The following is a 16,811-nucleotide window of genomic DNA, read 5'->3' on the forward strand; positions in this document are numbered from 1 at the left end:
CGTGTGAGTAGGAAACCCGAACTGAGGGGGCGGGCCGCCCGGCTGGCACGGCTCTTCCCGGCCGCGACCGGCCGGGGACAGGCCGCGCGCACCCCCTTCGTCCTGCTCGTCGTCCTCCTCCTCGGCGGCGGCCTGATCGGCCTGCTGGTGCTGAACTCCGCGCTCAGCGAGGGCTCCTTCAAGCTGGACGACCTCCAGCGGGACACCAAGAACCTCACCGACGAGGAACAGGCCCTCCAGCGGGACATCGACGCCTACTCCGCCCCGGACGCCCTCCAGCGCCGGGCCCGGGAACTCGGCATGGTCCCCGGCGGCGACCCCGCCTTCCTCGGCCCCGACGGCACGGTCAAGGGCGTCCCCTCGGCCGCCGCGCAGTCCTCCGTGCAGGTCCCGCTGGCCGTCGTACGCCCGCCGGAGGCCATCCCGCAGCCCTCGCCGGCCGTCACCGGCCCGTCCGCCACGCCGACGAGCGCCTCCGTGCCGGCCGGCACGCCCACACCGGTGGACACCCCCACCCCGACCCCCGGCAGGTGACGGAAGTTGTCCGACAGGGAACCGCCGCGCCGCCGCGTGCCCGGCCCCGCCCGCCCCGCTCACCCCGCCCGCGCCGGCGACCGGCGGCGTCCGGGCCCCGGCGCCCGCCCCGCCCGCCGCCCGGCGCCGGCCCGCCCCGCGGCCCCGAACGTGCTCAGGCTGGGCAGCCCGCGCCCCCGGCTGCGCATGGTCGGCCTGGCCCTGGCCCTGGTGCTGATCGCGTTCGTCGTACGCCTGCTGCAGGTGCAGGCCGTCGACGCGAGCACGTACGCCGCCAAGGCCGAGCAGAACCGGTACGTCGGCCATGTCCTCGCCGCCGAGCGCGGCGGCATCACCGACCGCAACGGCGTGGCCCTGGCGACCAGCGTGGACGCGTACGACATCACCGCGGACCCCACGATGTTCACCAGGCAGCAGCTCAAGGTCGACGACGGACCCGAGCAGGCGGCGGCGCTGCTGGCGCCGATCCTGGGCCAGGACCAGGCCACGCTCGTCAAGAAGCTGCGTCCCGCCAACAAGGAACTGCGCTACGTCCTGCTCGCCCGCCGGCAGACCCCGCAGGTGTGGACGCAGATCAAGGACCTGCGCTCCGCGCTCGCCACCAAGGCGGAGAGCGACCCCTCCACCGTCAACGTCCTCGCCGGCGTCTTCGCCGACCCCAGCAGCAAGCGCGTCTACCCCAACGGCGACCTCGCCGCCGGGATACTGGGCTGGGTCAACGACGAGGGCAAGGGCGGCGGCGGCATCGAGCAGCAGCTCAACAAGGTGCTGGCCGGCAAGGACGGCAAGATCCGCTACGCCCAGTCCGGCGGCCGCGAGGTGCCCACCGTCGGCTCCACCGAGACCCCCGCGGTGCCCGGCTCCGACGTCGAGCTCACCATCGACCGGGACATCCAGTGGGCCGCGCAGAACGCCATCACCCGGCAGGTGAAGGAGTCCAGGGCGGACCGCGGGTATGTGATAGTCCAGGACACCCGCACCGGCGAGATCCTCGCCATGGCCGACTCGCCCGGCTTCGACCCGAACGACCTCTCCAAGGCGGACCCGGACGCCCTGGGCAACGCGGCCCTCCAGGACGCCTACGAGCCCGGCTCCACCGCGAAGATCATGTCGATGGCGGCGGTGCTCCAGGAGAACGTCGCGACCCCGCTGACGCACGTCGTCGTGCCCAACCGGCTCCAGCGCGGCGACCGCCTCTTCAAGGACGACGTCGACCACGCCACCTGGGACCTCACGCTCAACGGCGTACTGGCCAAGTCCAGCAACATCGGCACCATCCTGGCCACCGGCCAGCTCGGCAAGACCCAGGCGCAGGCCAACAAGGTCCTCTACTCCTACCTGCGCAAGTTCGGCATCGGCAGCTACACCGGGCTCGGCTTCCCCGGCGAGACGAAGGGCATCCTCGCGCCGCCCGACAAGTGGTCGACCTCGCAGCAGTACACGATTCCTTTCGGCCAGGGCGTGTCCCTCAACGCGATGCAGGCGGCCTCCGTCTACTCGACCATCGCCAACGGCGGCGTCCGCGTCGAACCCACGCTCGTGCGCGGCACGAAGGGACCCGACGGGCGCTTCACACCGGCCGCCAAGCCCAAGAAGACGCGGGTCGTGAGCGCCAGGACGGCGAAGACCCTCGCCCAGATGCTGGAGTCGGTCGTGGACGACCAGGAGGGCACCGGCACCAAGGCGCGCATCCCCGGCTACCGGGTCGCGGGCAAGACGGGGACGGCCAACCGCGTGGATCCGGCCACCGGCAAGTACCGCGGCTACACCTCCTCGTTCGCCGGGTTCGCGCCCGCCGACAATCCCCGCGTGACCGTCTACTGCGCCATCCAGAACGCCACCAAGGGCAGTTACTTCGGCGGCCAGATCTGCGGGCCCATCTTCAAGCAGGTGATGGAGTTCGCCCTGAAGACCCTTCAGGTGCCGCCCACCGGCGCCAAGGCCGCGAACCTGCCCGTCACCTTCACCCCCTGATCAGCGCAACCAGCCAGGAACCCCCAGGAACCCCCGTGACCATGATCACCCCTGACTCCGGCCCCGGCCCCTCACTTCGCCCGCAGGCGGGTGCGCCCGGTACGCTCACCGCCGTGCCACACGCTGATCAGTCCCAAACCACCCAGAAGGGCGCATCCGTGACATACCCGGGGCCGCCCAGGCCGGTGCACGTCTCCGCCACACCCCTCGCGGAGCTCGCCGGTCAGCTGGGTGCCACCGTGCCGGAGACGACCGCGGAGGTCACGGGCATCACCCATGACTCGCGGGCCGTGCGCCCCGGCGACCTGTACGCCGCCCTGCCGGGCGCCCGGCTGCACGGCGCCGACTTCGTGACGCAGGCCGCGTCCCTGGGCGCGGTCGCCGTGCTGACCGACCCGACGGGCGCCGAGCGCGCCGCGGCCACCGGTCTGCCGGTGCTGGTCGTCGACGACCCGCGCGGGCGGATGGGCGAACTGGCGGCCACCATCTACGGCCACCCCGGCCGCGACCTGCTCCAGATCGGCATCACCGGCACCTCCGGCAAGACCACCACCGCCTACCTCGTCGAGGGCGGCCTGAAGACCAAGAACAACACCGGCCTCATCGGCACGGTGGAGACGCGCATCGGCGACGAGCGCATCAAGTCCGAGCGCACCACGCCCGAAGCCACCGATCTGCAGGCCCTGTTCGCCGTCATGCGCGAGCGCGGGGTCGAGGCGGTCGCCATGGAGGTCTCCAGCCACGCGCTGGTCCTCGGCCGGGTCGACGGCTGCGTCTTCGACATCGGTGTGTTCACCAACCTCAGCCCGGAACACATGGAGTTCCACTCCGACATGGAGGACTACTTCCGGGCCAAGGCGCAGCTGTTCACCCCCCGCCGCAGCCGGCTCGGGGTCGTCAACGCCGACGACGAGTACGGCCGCCGGCTCGTCAAGGAGGCCACCGTCCCGGTCGTCACCTACTCCGCCGAGGGCCACCCCGACGCCGACTGGCGCGCCGAGGACGTCCGGATCGGCCAGCTGGACTCGACGTTCACCGTGGTCGGCCCCGAGGGCCGGCGGATCAGCGCCAAGTCCCCGCTGCCGGGGCCCTTCAACGTGGCCAACACCCTCGCCGCGATCGTCGCCCTCGCCGTCGCCGGCCTCGACCCGCAGACCGCCGCCGACGGCGTCGCCGCCGTGCCCGGGGTGCCGGGGCGGCTGGAGCGCGTGGACGCCGGGCAGCCGTATCTGGCGGTGGTCGACTACGCCCACAAGACGGACGCCGTCGAATCGGTCCTGCGCGCCCTGCGCAAGGTCACCGAGGGCCGGCTGCACGTCGTGCTGGGCTGCGGCGGCGATCGCGACACGACCAAGCGGGCCCCGATGGGCGCCGCCGCGGCCCGGCTCGCCGACACCGCCGTACTGACCTCCGACAACCCCCGCTCCGAGGACCCCCTCGCCATCCTTGCAACCATGCTGCAGGGCGCCGCGTCCGTACCAGCACACGAGCGCGGCGAGGTCCAGGTCTTCGAGGACCGGGCGGCCGCGATCGCCGCGGCCGTGGCCCGCGCGCAGCCCGGGGACACCGTGCTCGTCGCGGGCAAGGGCCACGAGCAGGGCCAGGACATCGCCGGCGTGGTCCGTCCCTTCGACGACCGCCAGGTGCTTCGCGAAGCCATCCGGAAAACCCAGGGATGAAAATCCAGAAGACCCAGGGGATGAACTTGTGATCGCCCTCTCTCTCGCCGAGATCGCAGCAGTCGTCGGCGGGCAGACGCACGACATACCGGATCCGTCCGTCCAGGTCACCGCTCCGGTCGTCCGGGACTCCCGCGAGGTGCGGCCCGGCAGCCTCTTCGTCGCCTTCGTCGGCGAACGGGTGGACGGCCACGACTTCGCCCGGCAGGTCGTGGACGCGGGCGCGGTCGCGGTCCTCGCGTCCCGCCCCGTCGGCGTGCCCGCGATCGTCGTCGACGACGTCCAGGCGGCCCTCGGCGCGCTGGCCCGTCATGTCGTACGACGGCTCGGCGCGACCCTCGTGGCCCTCACCGGCTCCGCGGGCAAGACCAGCACCAAGGACCTCATCGCCCAGGTGCTGCAGCGCAAGGCGCCGACGGTGTGGACGCCCGGCTCGCTCAACAACGAGATCGGGCTGCCGCTGACCGCCCTGTCCGCCACCGAGGAGACGAGGTTCCTCGTCCTGGAGATGGGCGCCCGCGGCATCGGCCACATCCGCTACCTCACCGAGCTGACCCCGCCGAAGATCGGCCTGGTCCTCAACGTCGGCACCGCCCACATCGGCGAGTTCGGCGGCCGGCAGCAGATCGCGCAGGCCAAGGGCGAACTCGTCGAGTCCCTGCCCGAGGACGGCACGGCCGTGCTCAACGCGGACGACCCCCTCGTACGGGCCATGGCGTCCCGTACGAAGGCGAAGGTGCTCCTTTTCGGAGAGTCCGACGAAGCGGACGTACGGGCCGAGAACGTGAGACTCACGGACACCGGACAGCCCGCCTTCCTGCTTCACACACCCTCCGGTGCAAGCGAAGTGACCATGCGCCTGTACGGTGAGCACCACGTGTCGAACGCGCTCGCCGCGGCCGCCGTCGCCCATGAGCTGGGCATGTCCGCGGAAGAGATCGCCACCGCGCTCTCCGAGGCGGACTCCCTCTCCCGCTGGCGGATGGAGGTCACCGAGCGCCCGGACGGCGTGACCATCGTCAACGACGCCTACAACGCGAACCCCGAGTCCATGCGGGCCGCTCTGCGCGCGCTCGCGGCCATGGGCCGGGGGCGGCGGACCTGGGCGGTGCTCGGCAAGATGGCCGAGCTCGGGGACGAGGCGCTCGCCGAGCACGACGCGGTCGGACGGCTCGCCGTCCGGCTCAATGTCGGCAAGCTCGTCGCGGTCGGGGGCAGGGAAGCGTCCTGGCTGCAACTGGGCGCATATAACGAGGGTTCGTGGGGTGAGGAGTCGGTGCACGTGTCCGACGCACAGGCGGCGATCGACCTGTTGCGCAGCGAGTTGCGCCCGGGGGACGTCGTACTCGTGAAGGCGTCCCGTTCGGTCGGTCTGGAGAGCGTTGCGCAGGCGCTGCTGGAGACCGGGGCCGAGGGTGAGGTTGCCGCCCGATGATGAAGCAGATCCTGTTCTCAGGAGTCATTGGCCTCTTCCTCACCCTGATCGGCACCCCGCTGCTGATCAAGCTGCTGGCCCGCAAGGGCTACGGCCAGTACATCCGGGACGACGGCCCGCGCGAGCACGCCAGCAAGCGCGGTACGCCGACCATGGGCGGTATCGCCTTCATCCTGGCCACGGTCGCCGCCTACTTCCTGTCGAAGATCATCACCGGTTACGCTCCGACCTACTCGGGTCTGCTGGTGCTGGGCCTGATGGTGGGCATGGGCCTGGTCGGCTTCCTCGACGACTACATCAAGATCGTCAAGCGGCGCTCGCTGGGCCTCAGGGCCAAGGCGAAGATGGCCGGCCAGCTGATCGTGGGCATCTCCTTCGCGGTGCTCGCCCTGCAGTTCCAGGACGCCCGCGGCAACACCCCCGCCTCCACGAAACTGTCGTTCATCACGGACTTCGGCTGGAAGATCGGCCCGATCCTGTTCGTGGTCTGGGCGCTGTTCATGATCCTCGCGATGTCGAACGGCGTGAACCTGACGGACGGTCTGGACGGCCTGGCCACCGGCGCCTCCGTGCTCGTCTTCGGCGCCTACACCTTCATCGGCGTCTGGCAGTTCCAGGAGTCCTGCGCCAACGCGCAGACGCTGACCAACCCGGGCGCCTGTTACGAGGTGCGCGACCCGCTGGACCTCGCGGTCATCGCCTCCGCGCTGATGGGCGCCTGCCTCGGCTTCCTGTGGTGGAACACCTCGCCGGCGAAGATCTTCATGGGCGACACCGGTTCGCTCGCGCTCGGCGGTGTCCTCACCGGCCTCGCCATCTGCTCCCGCACGGAGCTGCTGGTGGCCATCATGGGCGGCCTGTTCGTCCTCATCACCATGTCGGTGGTCATCCAGGTCGGCTCCTTCCGCCTCACCGGCAAGCGCGTCTTCCGGATGGCGCCACTGCAGCACCACTTCGAACTCAAGGGCTGGTCCGAGGTCCTCGTGGTGGTCCGTTTCTGGATCATCCAGGGCATCTGTGTGATCGTCGGCCTCGGCCTCTTCTACGCGGGATGGGCAGCGGACAAGTGACCTCCTCGGTGCCTTCAGGGTCCTTCGCACTCCAGGGCCGGCACGTCACCGTCGCCGGGCTCGGCGTCTCCGGCGTCCCGGCGGCCAAGGTGCTGCACGCGCGCGGGGCGATCGTCACGGTCGTCAACGACGGCGACGACGCACGCGCGCGTGCCCAGGCCGCCGAACTCCGGGCGCTGGGCGTCACGGTGCGCCTCGGCGACGGCGCGACCCTGCCCGAGGGCACCGAACTCGTCGTCACCGCGCCCGGCTGGAAGCCGGACAAGCCGCTGTTCCAGGCGGCCCGCGCGGCCGGCGTGGACATCTGGGGCGACGTCGAACTCGCCTGGCGCCTGCGCGGCCCCGACGCGGCCCCCTGGCTCGCCGTCACCGGCACCAACGGCAAGACCACGACCGTGCGGATGCTGGCGTCCATCCTGAAGGCCGCCGGACTGCGCACCGCCGCCGTCGGCAACATCGGCACCCCCGTGCTGGACGCCGTGCTCGGCGAGGAGACCTACGACGTCCTCGCCGTCGAACTCTCCAGCTACCAGCTCCACTGGGCGCCCTCCGTGCGCGCCCACTCCGCCGCCGTGCTGAACCTCGCCCCCGACCACCTCGACTGGCACGGCTCCATGGAGGCGTACGCCAAGGACAAGGGCCGCATCTACGAGGGCAATCGCGTGGCCTGCGTCTACAACGTCGCCGACAAGGCCACCGAGGACCTGGTGCGCGAGGCCGACGTCGAGGAGGGCTGCCGGGCCATCGGGTTCACCCTCGGCACCCCGGGCCCCTCCCAACTCGGCGTCGTGGACGGCATCCTGGTCGACCGCGCCTTCGTGGAGAACCGGCAGAAGAACGCCCAGGAACTCGCCGAGGTCTCCGACGTCAACCCGCCGGCCCCGCACAACATCGCCAACGCCCTTGCCGCGGCGGCCCTCGCGCGCGCCTTCGGGGTGCCCGCCAAGGCCGTACGGGACGGTCTGCGCGGCTTCACGCCGGACGCGCACCGCATCGCGCACGTGGCCGACGTCGACGGGGTCGCCTACGTCGACGACTCCAAGGCCACCAACACGCATGCCGCGGAAGCCTCGTTGGCGTCGTACGAGTCCATCGTCTGGATCGCGGGCGGGCTCGCCAAGGGCGCGACCTTCGACGAACTGGTCGCCAAGTCGGCAAAGCGACTTCGCGGGGTCGTCCTCATCGGCGCCGACCGCGCCCTGATCCGTGAAGCCCTGGCGCGACACGCCCCGGAAGTACCCGTCGTCGACCTCGACCGGACCGACACTGGGGCGATGCTCGCGGCTGTCCAGGAGGCCAAGCGGCTCGCGGTCGAAGGCGACACGGTGCTGCTGGCCCCCGCCTGTGCCTCGATGGACATGTTCGCCAACTACAACCAGCGCGGTGACGCGTTCGCGGAGGCGGTTCGCGAACTCGGCGCCTGACCGACGGAGCGGAGGCGTCTGATGCCCAGTAGCCGTACCGGCCGGCCCCCCGTGCAGCGGGCCTCCGGACGTCCCGCCGCATCCCGGGCGCCGCGCGAGAACCCAGTACGCCGCGCGTACCTCAACGCCAGGCACGCCTGGGACCGGCCGCTGACCGCGTACTACCTGATCCTCGGCGGCAGCCTGCTGATCACCGTGCTCGGTCTGGTGATGGTCTACTCGGCCTCCCAGATCACCGCGCTGCAGATGTCCCTGCCCGGCTCGTACTTCTTCCGCAAGCAGTTCCTCGCCGCCTCCATCGGCGCCGTCCTGCTGCTGATCGCCTCCCGCATGCCGGTCAAGCTGCACCGGGCGCTCGCCTACCCGATCCTCGCGGGCGCCGTCTTCCTGATGGCGCTGGTGCAGATCCCGGGGATAGGGATGTCGGTCAACGGCAACCAGAACTGGATCTCGCTCGGCGGCTCCTTCCAGATCCAGCCCAGCGAGTTCGGCAAGCTGGCGCTGGTGCTGTGGGGCGCCGACCTGATCGCCCGCAAACAGGACAAGAACCTGCTCAACCAGTGGAAGCACATGCTGGTGCCGCTGGTCCCGGTCGCCTTCCTGCTGCTCGGGCTGATCATGCTCGGCGGCGACATGGGCACGGCGATCATCCTGACGGCGATCCTGTTCGGCCTGCTGTGGCTGGCGGGCGCGCCCACCCGGCTGTTCGTCGGCGTGCTGTCGATCGCCGCCACCCTCGGCGTGATCCTCATCAAGACCAGCCCCAACCGCATGGCCCGGCTCGCCTGCATCGGCGCCACCGAGCCCAAGTCCGGGGCTGCCGACTGCTGGCAGGCCGTGCACGGCATCTACGCTCTCGCCTCCGGCGGGATCTTCGGCTCCGGACTCGGGGCGAGTGTGGAAAAATGGGGCCAACTCCCCGAAGCGCACACGGACTTCATCTTCGCCGTGACCGGTGAGGAACTGGGCCTGGCGGGGACGCTGTCCGTGCTCGCCCTCTTCGCGGCTCTAGGCTATGCGGGTATCCGCGTGGCCGGACGCACGGAGGACCCCTTCGTCAGGTATGCCGCCGGAGGCGTGACCACCTGGATCACCGCGCAGGCGGTGATCAACATCGGTGCGGTGCTCGGTCTGCTGCCGATCGCCGGCGTCCCCCTCCCGCTGTTCTCCTACGGAGGGTCCGCCCTGCTGCCGACCATGTTCGCCATCGGGCTGCTGATCACGTTCGCGCGGGACGAGCCCGCTGCGCGGGCGGCGCTTTCCATGCGGCAACCTCGCTTTGGTAGAAAGCGGGCGGGAGCAGTGCCCGTCGGTGGACGAACCGGGGCTCCTCGGAGATGGAACACGATGCGACGGCGCGCCTCGGCGGCGCGCTCGTCCGGAGAGCGGTGAATTTCGGTGCATGTCGTACTCGCCGGTGGGGGGACCGCCGGCCACATCGAGCCCGCGCTCGCCCTCGCGGACGCCCTGCGCAGGCAGGACCCGACGGTGGGCATCACTGCCCTGGGCACGGAGCGCGGCCTGGAGACCACGCTCGTTCCGCAGCGGGGCTACGAGCTCGCGCTCATCCCGGCCGTACCGCTGCCCCGCAAGCCCACGCCCGAGCTGATCACCGTCCCGGGCCGGCTGCGCGGCACCATCAAGGCCACCGAGCAGATCCTGGAGCGCACCAAGGCGGACGTGGTCGTCGGCTTCGGCGGCTACGTCGCCCTGCCCGGCTACCTCGCCGCCAAGCGCCTCGGCGTGCCGATCGTGATCCACGAGGCCAACGCCCGCCCGGGACTCGCCAACAAGATCGGCTCCCGCTACGCCGCGAAGGTCGCCGTCTCCACGCCCGACAGCAAGCTGCGCGACGCCCGCTACATCGGCATCCCGCTGCGGCGCTCCATCGCCACGCTGGACCGGGCCGCCGCCCGCCCCGAGGCCCGGCACGTGTTCGGCCTCGACCCGAACCTGCCCACGCTGCTGGTCTCCGGCGGCTCGCAGGGCGCCCGCCGGCTCAACGAGGTGGTCCAGCAGGTCGCGCCCTGGCTGCAGCAGGCCGGCATCCAGATCCTGCACGCGGTCGGCCCGAAGAACGAACTGCCGCACGTGCAGCAGATGCCGGGGATGCCCCCGTACATCCCGGTAAGTTACCTGGACCGGATGGACCTCGCGTACGCCGCGGCCGACATGATGCTCTGCCGCGCGGGCGCGATGACCGTCGCCGAGCTCTCCGCCGTCGGGCTCCCGGCCGCCTACGTCCCGCTGCCCATCGGCAACGGCGAACAGCGGCTGAACGCCCAGCCGGTGGTCAAGGCCGGCGGCGGACTGCTGGTCGACGACGCGGAACTGACGCCGGAGTGGGTCCGGCAGAACGTGCTGCCCGTGCTCGCCGACCCGCACCGGCTGTACGAGATGTCCCGCGCCGCCGGCGAGTTCGGCCGCCGGGACGCCGACGAGCTGCTCGTCGGCATGGTGTACGAGGCGATCGCCTCGCGCCGTTAGGCACGTGTGACGGAGGGCAGGGGTTGTGGCCGGACCGACCACCGCGGAGCGCGGTGAACGCCAGCAGGAGTCGTCCGGCCCGCCCCTCGTCCGGCGGTTGAGGCGGCTCGGGCCGCGACGGCTTCGTACGATCATCATCCTGGCCGTCGGGCTGGTGCTCGTCGGCACGGGCGCCGTCTGGGTGCTGTACGGGTCCTCGTGGGTGCGCGTGGAGCGCGTGTCGGTCTCCGGCACCCGGGTGCTGACGCCCGCACAGGTGCGCGAGGCCGCCGAGGTGCCCGTGGGGGCGCCGCTGGTCTCCGTCGACACCGACGCGATCGAGGCGCGGCTGCGCCGGAAAATGCCCCGAATCGACTCGGTTGACGTGGTCCGTTCCTGGCCCCACGGAATCGGGCTGAAAGTGGTCGAGCGGACTCCGGTTCTGCTTGTCCAAAAGGGCGGAAACTTCATCGAAGTGGACCGCAAAGGTGTCCGTTTCGCCACGGTTTCCCAGGCCCCGAAAGGCGCCCCGCTCCTCGAATTGAGCCTCTCCCGCACCGGTTCCGCCGCCGCGAGCCTGCGCCGGTTCGGCGAGGAGCGGCTGGTACGCGAGGCGGTGCGGGTCGCGGGCTCCGTCCCGTCCGCCGTCGCGCACCGCACCCGGACCGTCAAGGTGCGTTCCTACGACGACATCTCGCTGAAGTTGAACGACGGCCGCACGGTCGCGTGGGGGAGTGCCGAGCGGGGTGCGCTGAAGGCCCGTACGCTCGTCGCTCTCATGAAAGCGGCTCCGGATGCGCGGCACTTCGACGTCTCGGTTCCCACCGCCCCTGCGTCATCGGGGAGTTGACGCACATCCGCGCAGGCCAGCACCCTGGTTGGGCAGCGCTACGGCTGATCACATAGGGTGAAAAGAAAAACGGGAGGTTCGGCGTGTTCGTTGAACGTGCGCCACTTGTCGACTTAGTGTCCTGTTCGGAAGACTCCAGCGAACAGTCACACTGGTAACCCTAAACTTCAACGTTAGGGTTCGGGTCGGCGAAACGGACCGTCCCATTCGGCATCAGTCGCCGGATCGCATCCCCTGCGAAGCGGCGACACGTAATTCGAGGCGAGAGGCCTTCGACGTGGCAGCACCGCAGAACTACCTCGCAGTCATCAAGGTCATCGGTGTCGGCGGCGGTGGTGTCAATGCCATCAACCGGATGATCGAGGTCGGTCTCAAGGGTGTCGAGTTCATCGCCATCAACACCGACGCACAGGCGCTGTTGATGAGCGACGCCGACGTCAAGCTCGACGTCGGCCGCGAACTCACCCGCGGACTCGGCGCCGGAGCCAACCCGGCCGTCGGCCGCAAGGCCGCCGAGGACCACCGCGAGGAGATCGAGGAGGTCCTCAAGGGGGCCGACATGGTCTTCGTGACGGCCGGTGAAGGCGGCGGCACCGGCACCGGCGGCGCGCCCGTCGTGGCCAACATCGCCCGCTCCCTGGGCGCCCTCACCATCGGCGTGGTCACCCGCCCCTTCACCTTCGAGGGACGCCGGCGCGCCAACCAGGCCGAGGACGGCATCGCCGAGCTCCGCGAAGAGGTCGACACCCTCATCGTCATCCCGAACGACCGGCTGCTGTCCATCTCGGACCGCCAGGTCTCGGTGCTCGACGCCTTCAAGTCGGCCGACCAGGTCCTGCTCTCCGGTGTGCAGGGCATCACCGACCTGATCACCACGCCCGGTCTGATCAACCTCGACTTCGCCGACGTCAAGTCGGTCATGTCCGAGGCCGGTTCGGCGCTCATGGGCATCGGCTCGGCCCGCGGCGACGACCGCGCGGTGGCCGCGGCCGAGATGGCGATCTCCTCGCCGCTGCTGGAGGCGTCCATCGACGGCGCCCGGGGCGTGCTGCTGTCCATCTCCGGCGGCTCCGACCTCGGCCTGTTCGAGATCAACGAAGCGGCCCAGCTGGTCAGCGAGGCCGCCCACCCCGAGGCCAACATCATCTTCGGCGCGGTCATCGACGACGCCCTCGGCGACGAGGTCCGGGTCACCGTGATCGCGGCCGGCTTCGACGGCGGCCAGCCGCCGGCCCGCCGGGAGACCGTCATGGGCTCGGCCTCGTCCTCGGCCCGCCGCGAGGAGCCCACTCCGGTACGGCAGCCCGAGTCCCGCCCGACCTTCGGCTCGCTCGGCAGTGTCACGCCGAAGGAGGAGCCGGAGCCCGCGCCCGAGCCGGCCGCCGACCTCCCGGTCGCCCCGCCGGTTCCGTCGTCGCGGTCCTACACGGACAGCGCGGCCGAGGAACTGGACGTACCGGACTTCCTCAAGTGATCCTTCTGACGTGATAGAGCAACGCTCCGAAACGAGCACAGTGAGCGGCGCGCACTTCGCTTTCACCAGCCGGTGGGGCGGGGTGAGCGCCGTTCCGTACGAGGAGCTCAACCTCGGCGCAGCGGTCGGCGACGACCCCGGCGCCGTACGCGCCAACCGGGAGCTGGCGGCCAAGTCCTTCGGCCTGGACCCGGCTTCGGTGGTCTGGATGAACCAGGTGCACGGCAAGGACGTGGCCGTGGTGGACGGGCCCTGGGGCGAGCGGCCGGCGCCCGAGGTGGACGCCGTCGTCACGGCGCGGCGCGGGCTCGCCCTCGCCGTGCTGACCGCCGACTGCACGCCGGTGCTGCTCGCCGACCCCGTCGCCGGGATCGCCGCCGCGGCCCACGCGGGGCGGCCGGGCCTGGTCAAGGGGGTCGTCCCCGCCGCCGTACGGGCCATGGTCGAGCTCGGCGCCGAGCCGTCCCGGATCGTCGCCCGCACCGGACCCACCGTCTGCGGGCGGTGCTACGAGGTGCCGGAGGCGATGCGCGCGGAGGTGACCGCCGTCGAACCGGCGGCGCACGCCGAGACGAATTGGGGCACGCCCGCGGTCGACGTGGCCGCCGGAGTGCACGCGCAGCTCGACCGGCTCGGGGTGCGCGACCGGGAGCGGTCGCCGGTGTGCACGCTCGAATCGCAGGACCACTTCTCGTACCGGCGCGACCGCATCACGGGGCGACTCGCGGGATATGTCTGGCTGGACTGAGGGACATGACGGACCGTAAGGACGAACTCGCCGAGAACCTGGCGAAGGTGGAGCGCCGGATCGCCGACGCCTGCGCGGCCGCCGGGCGCCGGCGGGAGGAGGTGACCCTGATCGTGGTCACCAAGACCTACCCGGCGAGCGATGTGCGCATCCTGTCGGAGCTCGGCGTGCGGCACGTGGCCGAGAACCGGGACCAGGACGCGGCGCCCAAGGCCGCCGAATGTTCGGATCTGCCGCTGACTTGGCACTTTGTTGGTCAGCTCCAGACCAACAAGGTGCGTTCGGTGGTCGGTTATGCCGATATGGTGCAGTCCGTCGACCGTGCCCGGCTTGTCGCGGCGCTCTCCAAGGAGGCGGTGCGGCAGGGGCGCGAACTCGGCTGTCTGATCCAGGTCGCGCTCGACGCGGGCGAGAGCGGACGCGGGGAGCGCGGGGGTGTCGGACCCGACGGAATCGAAGAGTTGGGCGAACTCGTCGCGGGCTCCCCGGGCCTGCGGCTGGCCGGCCTGATGACCGTCGCCCCGCTCACCGGTCCCTACGCGGGACGCGAACGGGCGGCGTTCGAGCGGTTGATGGATTTGTCGACCGACCTGCGCCGAGCCCATCCGGCTGCGAACATGGTCTCGGCAGGAATGAGTGCGGACCTCGAACAGGCCGTGGCGGCCGGAGCGACACATGTGCGCGTCGGTACGGCGGTACTCGGAGTCCGCCCCAGGCTCGGGTAACGTCGCCAGGAAGTCGGACCACAGCAGAAAATATGGTCATTACCGCCGAAAGGCGGGTGTAACGACCTCGTGGATCGCGGGCACTTGGCAGTCGTCAGCCGATCCACCACAGAGCGGAGGACTCAGAGCATGGCCGGCGCGATGCGCAAGATGGCGGTCTACCTCGGCCTCGTGGAGGACGATGGGTACGACGGCCGGGGATTCGACCCCGATGACGACTTCGAGCCCGAGCTCGACCCCGAGACCGAGCGGGACCACCGGCGGCACGAGCCGTCGCACCCGTCGCACGGCGCGCACCAGTCCCAAAGGGACGAAGAGGTGCGAATCGTACAGCCGCCCGCCCCGCGCGAACCGGTCGCACGTTCCGCTTCGCTACCCGCGGAATCCGGCCGTCCGGCGCGCATCGCGCCCGTGGCGTCCATCACACAAGAACGCGCAAGCCTGGAGAAGAACGCACCGGTGATCATGCCCAAGGTCGTGTCGGAACGAGAGCCTTACCGGATCACCACACTGCACCCGCGGACCTACAACGAGGCCCGTACCATCGGGGAACACTTCCGTGAGGGCACCCCGGTGATCATGAATCTGACTGAGATGGATGACACAGACGCGAAGCGACTTGTCGACTTTGCGGCCGGTTTGGTGTTTGGTCTTCACGGCAGCATCGAGCGGGTGACGCAGAAGGTGTTCCTGTTGTCGCCTGCTAACGTCGATGTCACGGCGGAGGACAAGGCCCGCATCGCAGAGGGCGGGTTCTTCAACCAGAGCTGAGACGCACGACCGGAACGAAGCATGAAACAGGGGAGAGGGAAGCACAGGCCATGAGCGTGTTCGCGCAGGTGATCTACATCGCGCTGATGGTTTTCCTCGTCGTGCTGATCTTCCGGCTCGTCATGGACTACGTGTTCCAGTTCGCCCGCTCGTGGCAACCCGGCAAGGCGATGGTGGTTGTACTGGAGGCCACCTACACTGTCACCGATCCACCGCTGAAGCTTCTGCGGCGGGTTATCCCGCCGCTGCGTCTCGGGGGCGTGGCGCTCGACCTGTCCTTCTTCGTACTGATGATCATCGTCTACATCCTCATCACCATCGCGCAGAACTTCGTGAGGTGACTGTGGACGATACGGTCTTGCCGACTGCCGATGACTACGTTGAGGTGAAGAGATGCCGTTGACCCCCGAGGACGTGCGGAACAAGCAGTTCACGACCGTCCGCCTCCGAGAAGGCTATGACGAGGACGAGGTCGATGCCTTCCTCGACGAGGTCGAAGCCGAACTGACCCGCCTGCTCCGCGAGAACGAGGACCTGCGCGCCAAACTGGCCGCGGCCACGCGCGCCGCCGCCCAGAACCAGCAGAACATGCGCAAGCCCCCGGAGGGTCCCGGCGGTCCGCAGGACCAGCAGGGCGGTATGCCGCAGCAGGGCATGCGCGGGCCGGGCGCCCCCGTGCCGGCCGGCATATCGGGCCCGCCGCAGCAGCAGATGGGCGGCCCCATGGGTGGCCCGCCCCAGCTGCCGAGCGGTGCCCCGCAGCTGCCCGCCGGCCCCGGCGGACAGGGTGGCCCGCAGGGTCCCGGCCCGATGGGCCAGGGTCCGATGGGTCAGGGCCCGATGGGCGGTCAGCCCGGCATGCCCCAGCAGATGGGCGGTCAGCCCGGCATGCCGCAGCAGATGGGCGGCCCGATGGGCGGTCCCATGGGTGGCCCGATGGGCGGCCCCGGTCAGGGCCCCGGCGGCGACAGCGCCGCCCGTGTCCTCTCGCTGGCCCAGCAGACCGCCGACCAGGCGATCGCCGAGGCCCGCTCCGAGGCCAACAAGATCGTCGGCGAGGCCCGCAGCCGCGCCGAGGGTCTGGAGCGTGACGCCCGTGCCAAGGCCGACGCCCTGGAGCGGGACGCGCAGGAGAAGCACCGCGTCGCGATGGGCTCCCTGGAGTCCGCCCGCGCCACGCTGGAGCGCAAGGTCGAGGACCTGCGCGGCTTCGAGCGCGAGTACCGCACGCGGCTGAAGTCCTACCTGGAGTCCCAGCTGCGTCAGCTGGAGACCCAGGCCGACGACTCCCTCGCCCCGCCGCGCACCCCGGCCACGGCCTCCCTGCCGCCGTCCCCGGCGCCCTCCATGGCTCCGGCCGGCGCGAGCGCCCCGTCCTACGGCGGCAACCAGACCATGGGCGGTGCGCCGAGCCCCGCTGCCCCGTCCTACGGCGGCCAGCAGCAGATGTCCCCGGCGATGACCCAGCCGATGGCTCCGGTCCGCCCGCAGGGCCCGTCCCCGATGGGCCAGGCGCCGTCGCCGATGCGCGGCTTCCTGATCGACGAGGACGACAACTGACGGCCCCGGCACGGTGAGTAGTACGCCGTAGGCGTCGGCAGCGTTCAACAGGGCGGGGCCCCGGATCTCGACCCAGGCCCAGCGCCGCACGACGACGAGCG

The 16,811-nt window shown here is 70.8% G+C and carries 15 protein-coding genes; all 15 read left to right on the plus strand.

What is annotated here, in order from left to right; all coding sequences use genetic code 11:
• The first annotated feature begins 3 nt into the window (after window positions 1–3).
• Entirely contained in the window at window positions 4–534 is a 531-nt protein-coding gene (locus tag ACYF6T_RS32575) for a hypothetical protein (RefSeq protein ID WP_461700988.1), read from the plus strand.
• Window positions 535–540: 6 nt separating this feature from the next.
• Entirely contained in the window at window positions 541–2,508 is a 1,968-nt protein-coding gene (locus ACYF6T_RS32580; RefSeq protein WP_461700990.1) for a peptidoglycan D,D-transpeptidase FtsI family protein, read from the plus strand.
• Between the two features lie 158 nt (window positions 2,509–2,666).
• Entirely contained in the window at window positions 2,667–4,187 is a 1,521-nt protein-coding gene (locus ACYF6T_RS32585) for a UDP-N-acetylmuramoyl-L-alanyl-D-glutamate--2,6-diaminopimelate ligase (protein ID WP_461700991.1), read from the plus strand.
• Between the two features lie 28 nt (window positions 4,188–4,215).
• Window positions 4,216–5,622 carry a UDP-N-acetylmuramoyl-tripeptide--D-alanyl-D-alanine ligase gene (locus tag ACYF6T_RS32590; protein ID WP_461700992.1) on the plus strand — a complete coding sequence of 469 codons (1,407 nt, stop codon included), beginning with the start codon at window positions 4,216–4,218 and terminating at the stop codon, window positions 5,620–5,622.
• Window positions 5,622–6,692 (plus strand): phospho-N-acetylmuramoyl-pentapeptide-transferase, encoded by a 1,071-nt coding sequence (mraY, locus tag ACYF6T_RS32595; protein WP_461701009.1) that lies wholly within the window; start codon window positions 5,622–5,624, stop codon window positions 6,690–6,692. The genes ACYF6T_RS32590 and mraY overlap by 1 nt, the downstream gene beginning before the upstream one ends.
• Window positions 6,674–8,116: a UDP-N-acetylmuramoyl-L-alanine--D-glutamate ligase gene (gene murD / locus ACYF6T_RS32600; RefSeq protein ID WP_461700993.1), complete on the plus strand. Its 1,443-nt coding sequence runs from the start codon at window positions 6,674–6,676 to the stop codon at window positions 8,114–8,116. The genes mraY and murD overlap by 19 nt, the downstream gene beginning before the upstream one ends.
• Window positions 8,117–8,137: 21 nt before the next feature.
• The gene (ftsW, locus tag ACYF6T_RS32605; protein WP_461700994.1) at window positions 8,138–9,508 is read left to right on the plus strand and encodes a putative lipid II flippase FtsW; all 1,371 of its coding nucleotides are present in this window, start codon (window positions 8,138–8,140) and stop codon (window positions 9,506–9,508) included.
• Window positions 9,509–9,514: 6 nt separating this feature from the next.
• Entirely contained in the window at window positions 9,515–10,603 is a 1,089-nt protein-coding gene (murG, locus tag ACYF6T_RS32610; RefSeq protein WP_461700995.1) for an undecaprenyldiphospho-muramoylpentapeptide beta-N-acetylglucosaminyltransferase, read from the plus strand.
• A 25-nt stretch (window positions 10,604–10,628) separates the two neighbouring features.
• Window positions 10,629–11,432 carry a cell division protein FtsQ/DivIB gene (locus ACYF6T_RS32615; protein WP_461700996.1) on the plus strand — a complete coding sequence of 268 codons (804 nt, stop codon included), beginning with the start codon at window positions 10,629–10,631 and terminating at the stop codon, window positions 11,430–11,432.
• 277 nt (window positions 11,433–11,709) lie between these two features.
• A complete protein-coding gene (gene ftsZ / locus ACYF6T_RS32620; RefSeq protein WP_461700998.1) occupies window positions 11,710–12,906 on the plus strand; it encodes a cell division protein FtsZ in 1,197 nt (398 codons plus the stop codon).
• 40 nt (window positions 12,907–12,946) lie between these two features.
• On the plus strand, window positions 12,947–13,654 hold the full coding sequence (pgeF, locus tag ACYF6T_RS32625) for a peptidoglycan editing factor PgeF (RefSeq protein WP_461701010.1): 708 nt from the start codon (window positions 12,947–12,949) through the stop codon (window positions 13,652–13,654).
• Between the two features lie 5 nt (window positions 13,655–13,659).
• Entirely contained in the window at window positions 13,660–14,379 is a 720-nt protein-coding gene (locus ACYF6T_RS32630) for a YggS family pyridoxal phosphate-dependent enzyme (protein WP_461701000.1), read from the plus strand.
• A 129-nt stretch (window positions 14,380–14,508) separates the two neighbouring features.
• The gene (locus tag ACYF6T_RS32635; protein ID WP_461701002.1) at window positions 14,509–15,150 is read left to right on the plus strand and encodes a cell division protein SepF; all 642 of its coding nucleotides are present in this window, start codon (window positions 14,509–14,511) and stop codon (window positions 15,148–15,150) included.
• A 50-nt stretch (window positions 15,151–15,200) separates the two neighbouring features.
• A complete protein-coding gene (locus ACYF6T_RS32640; RefSeq protein WP_461701004.1) occupies window positions 15,201–15,491 on the plus strand; it encodes a YggT family protein in 291 nt (96 codons plus the stop codon).
• Between the two features lie 52 nt (window positions 15,492–15,543).
• Window positions 15,544–16,710 carry a DivIVA domain-containing protein gene (locus ACYF6T_RS32645; protein ID WP_461701005.1) on the plus strand — a complete coding sequence of 389 codons (1,167 nt, stop codon included), beginning with the start codon at window positions 15,544–15,546 and terminating at the stop codon, window positions 16,708–16,710.
• Window positions 16,711–16,811: the final 101 nt, after the last annotated feature.

The sequence above is a fragment of the Streptomyces sp. 7R007 genome (assembly GCF_054850255.1).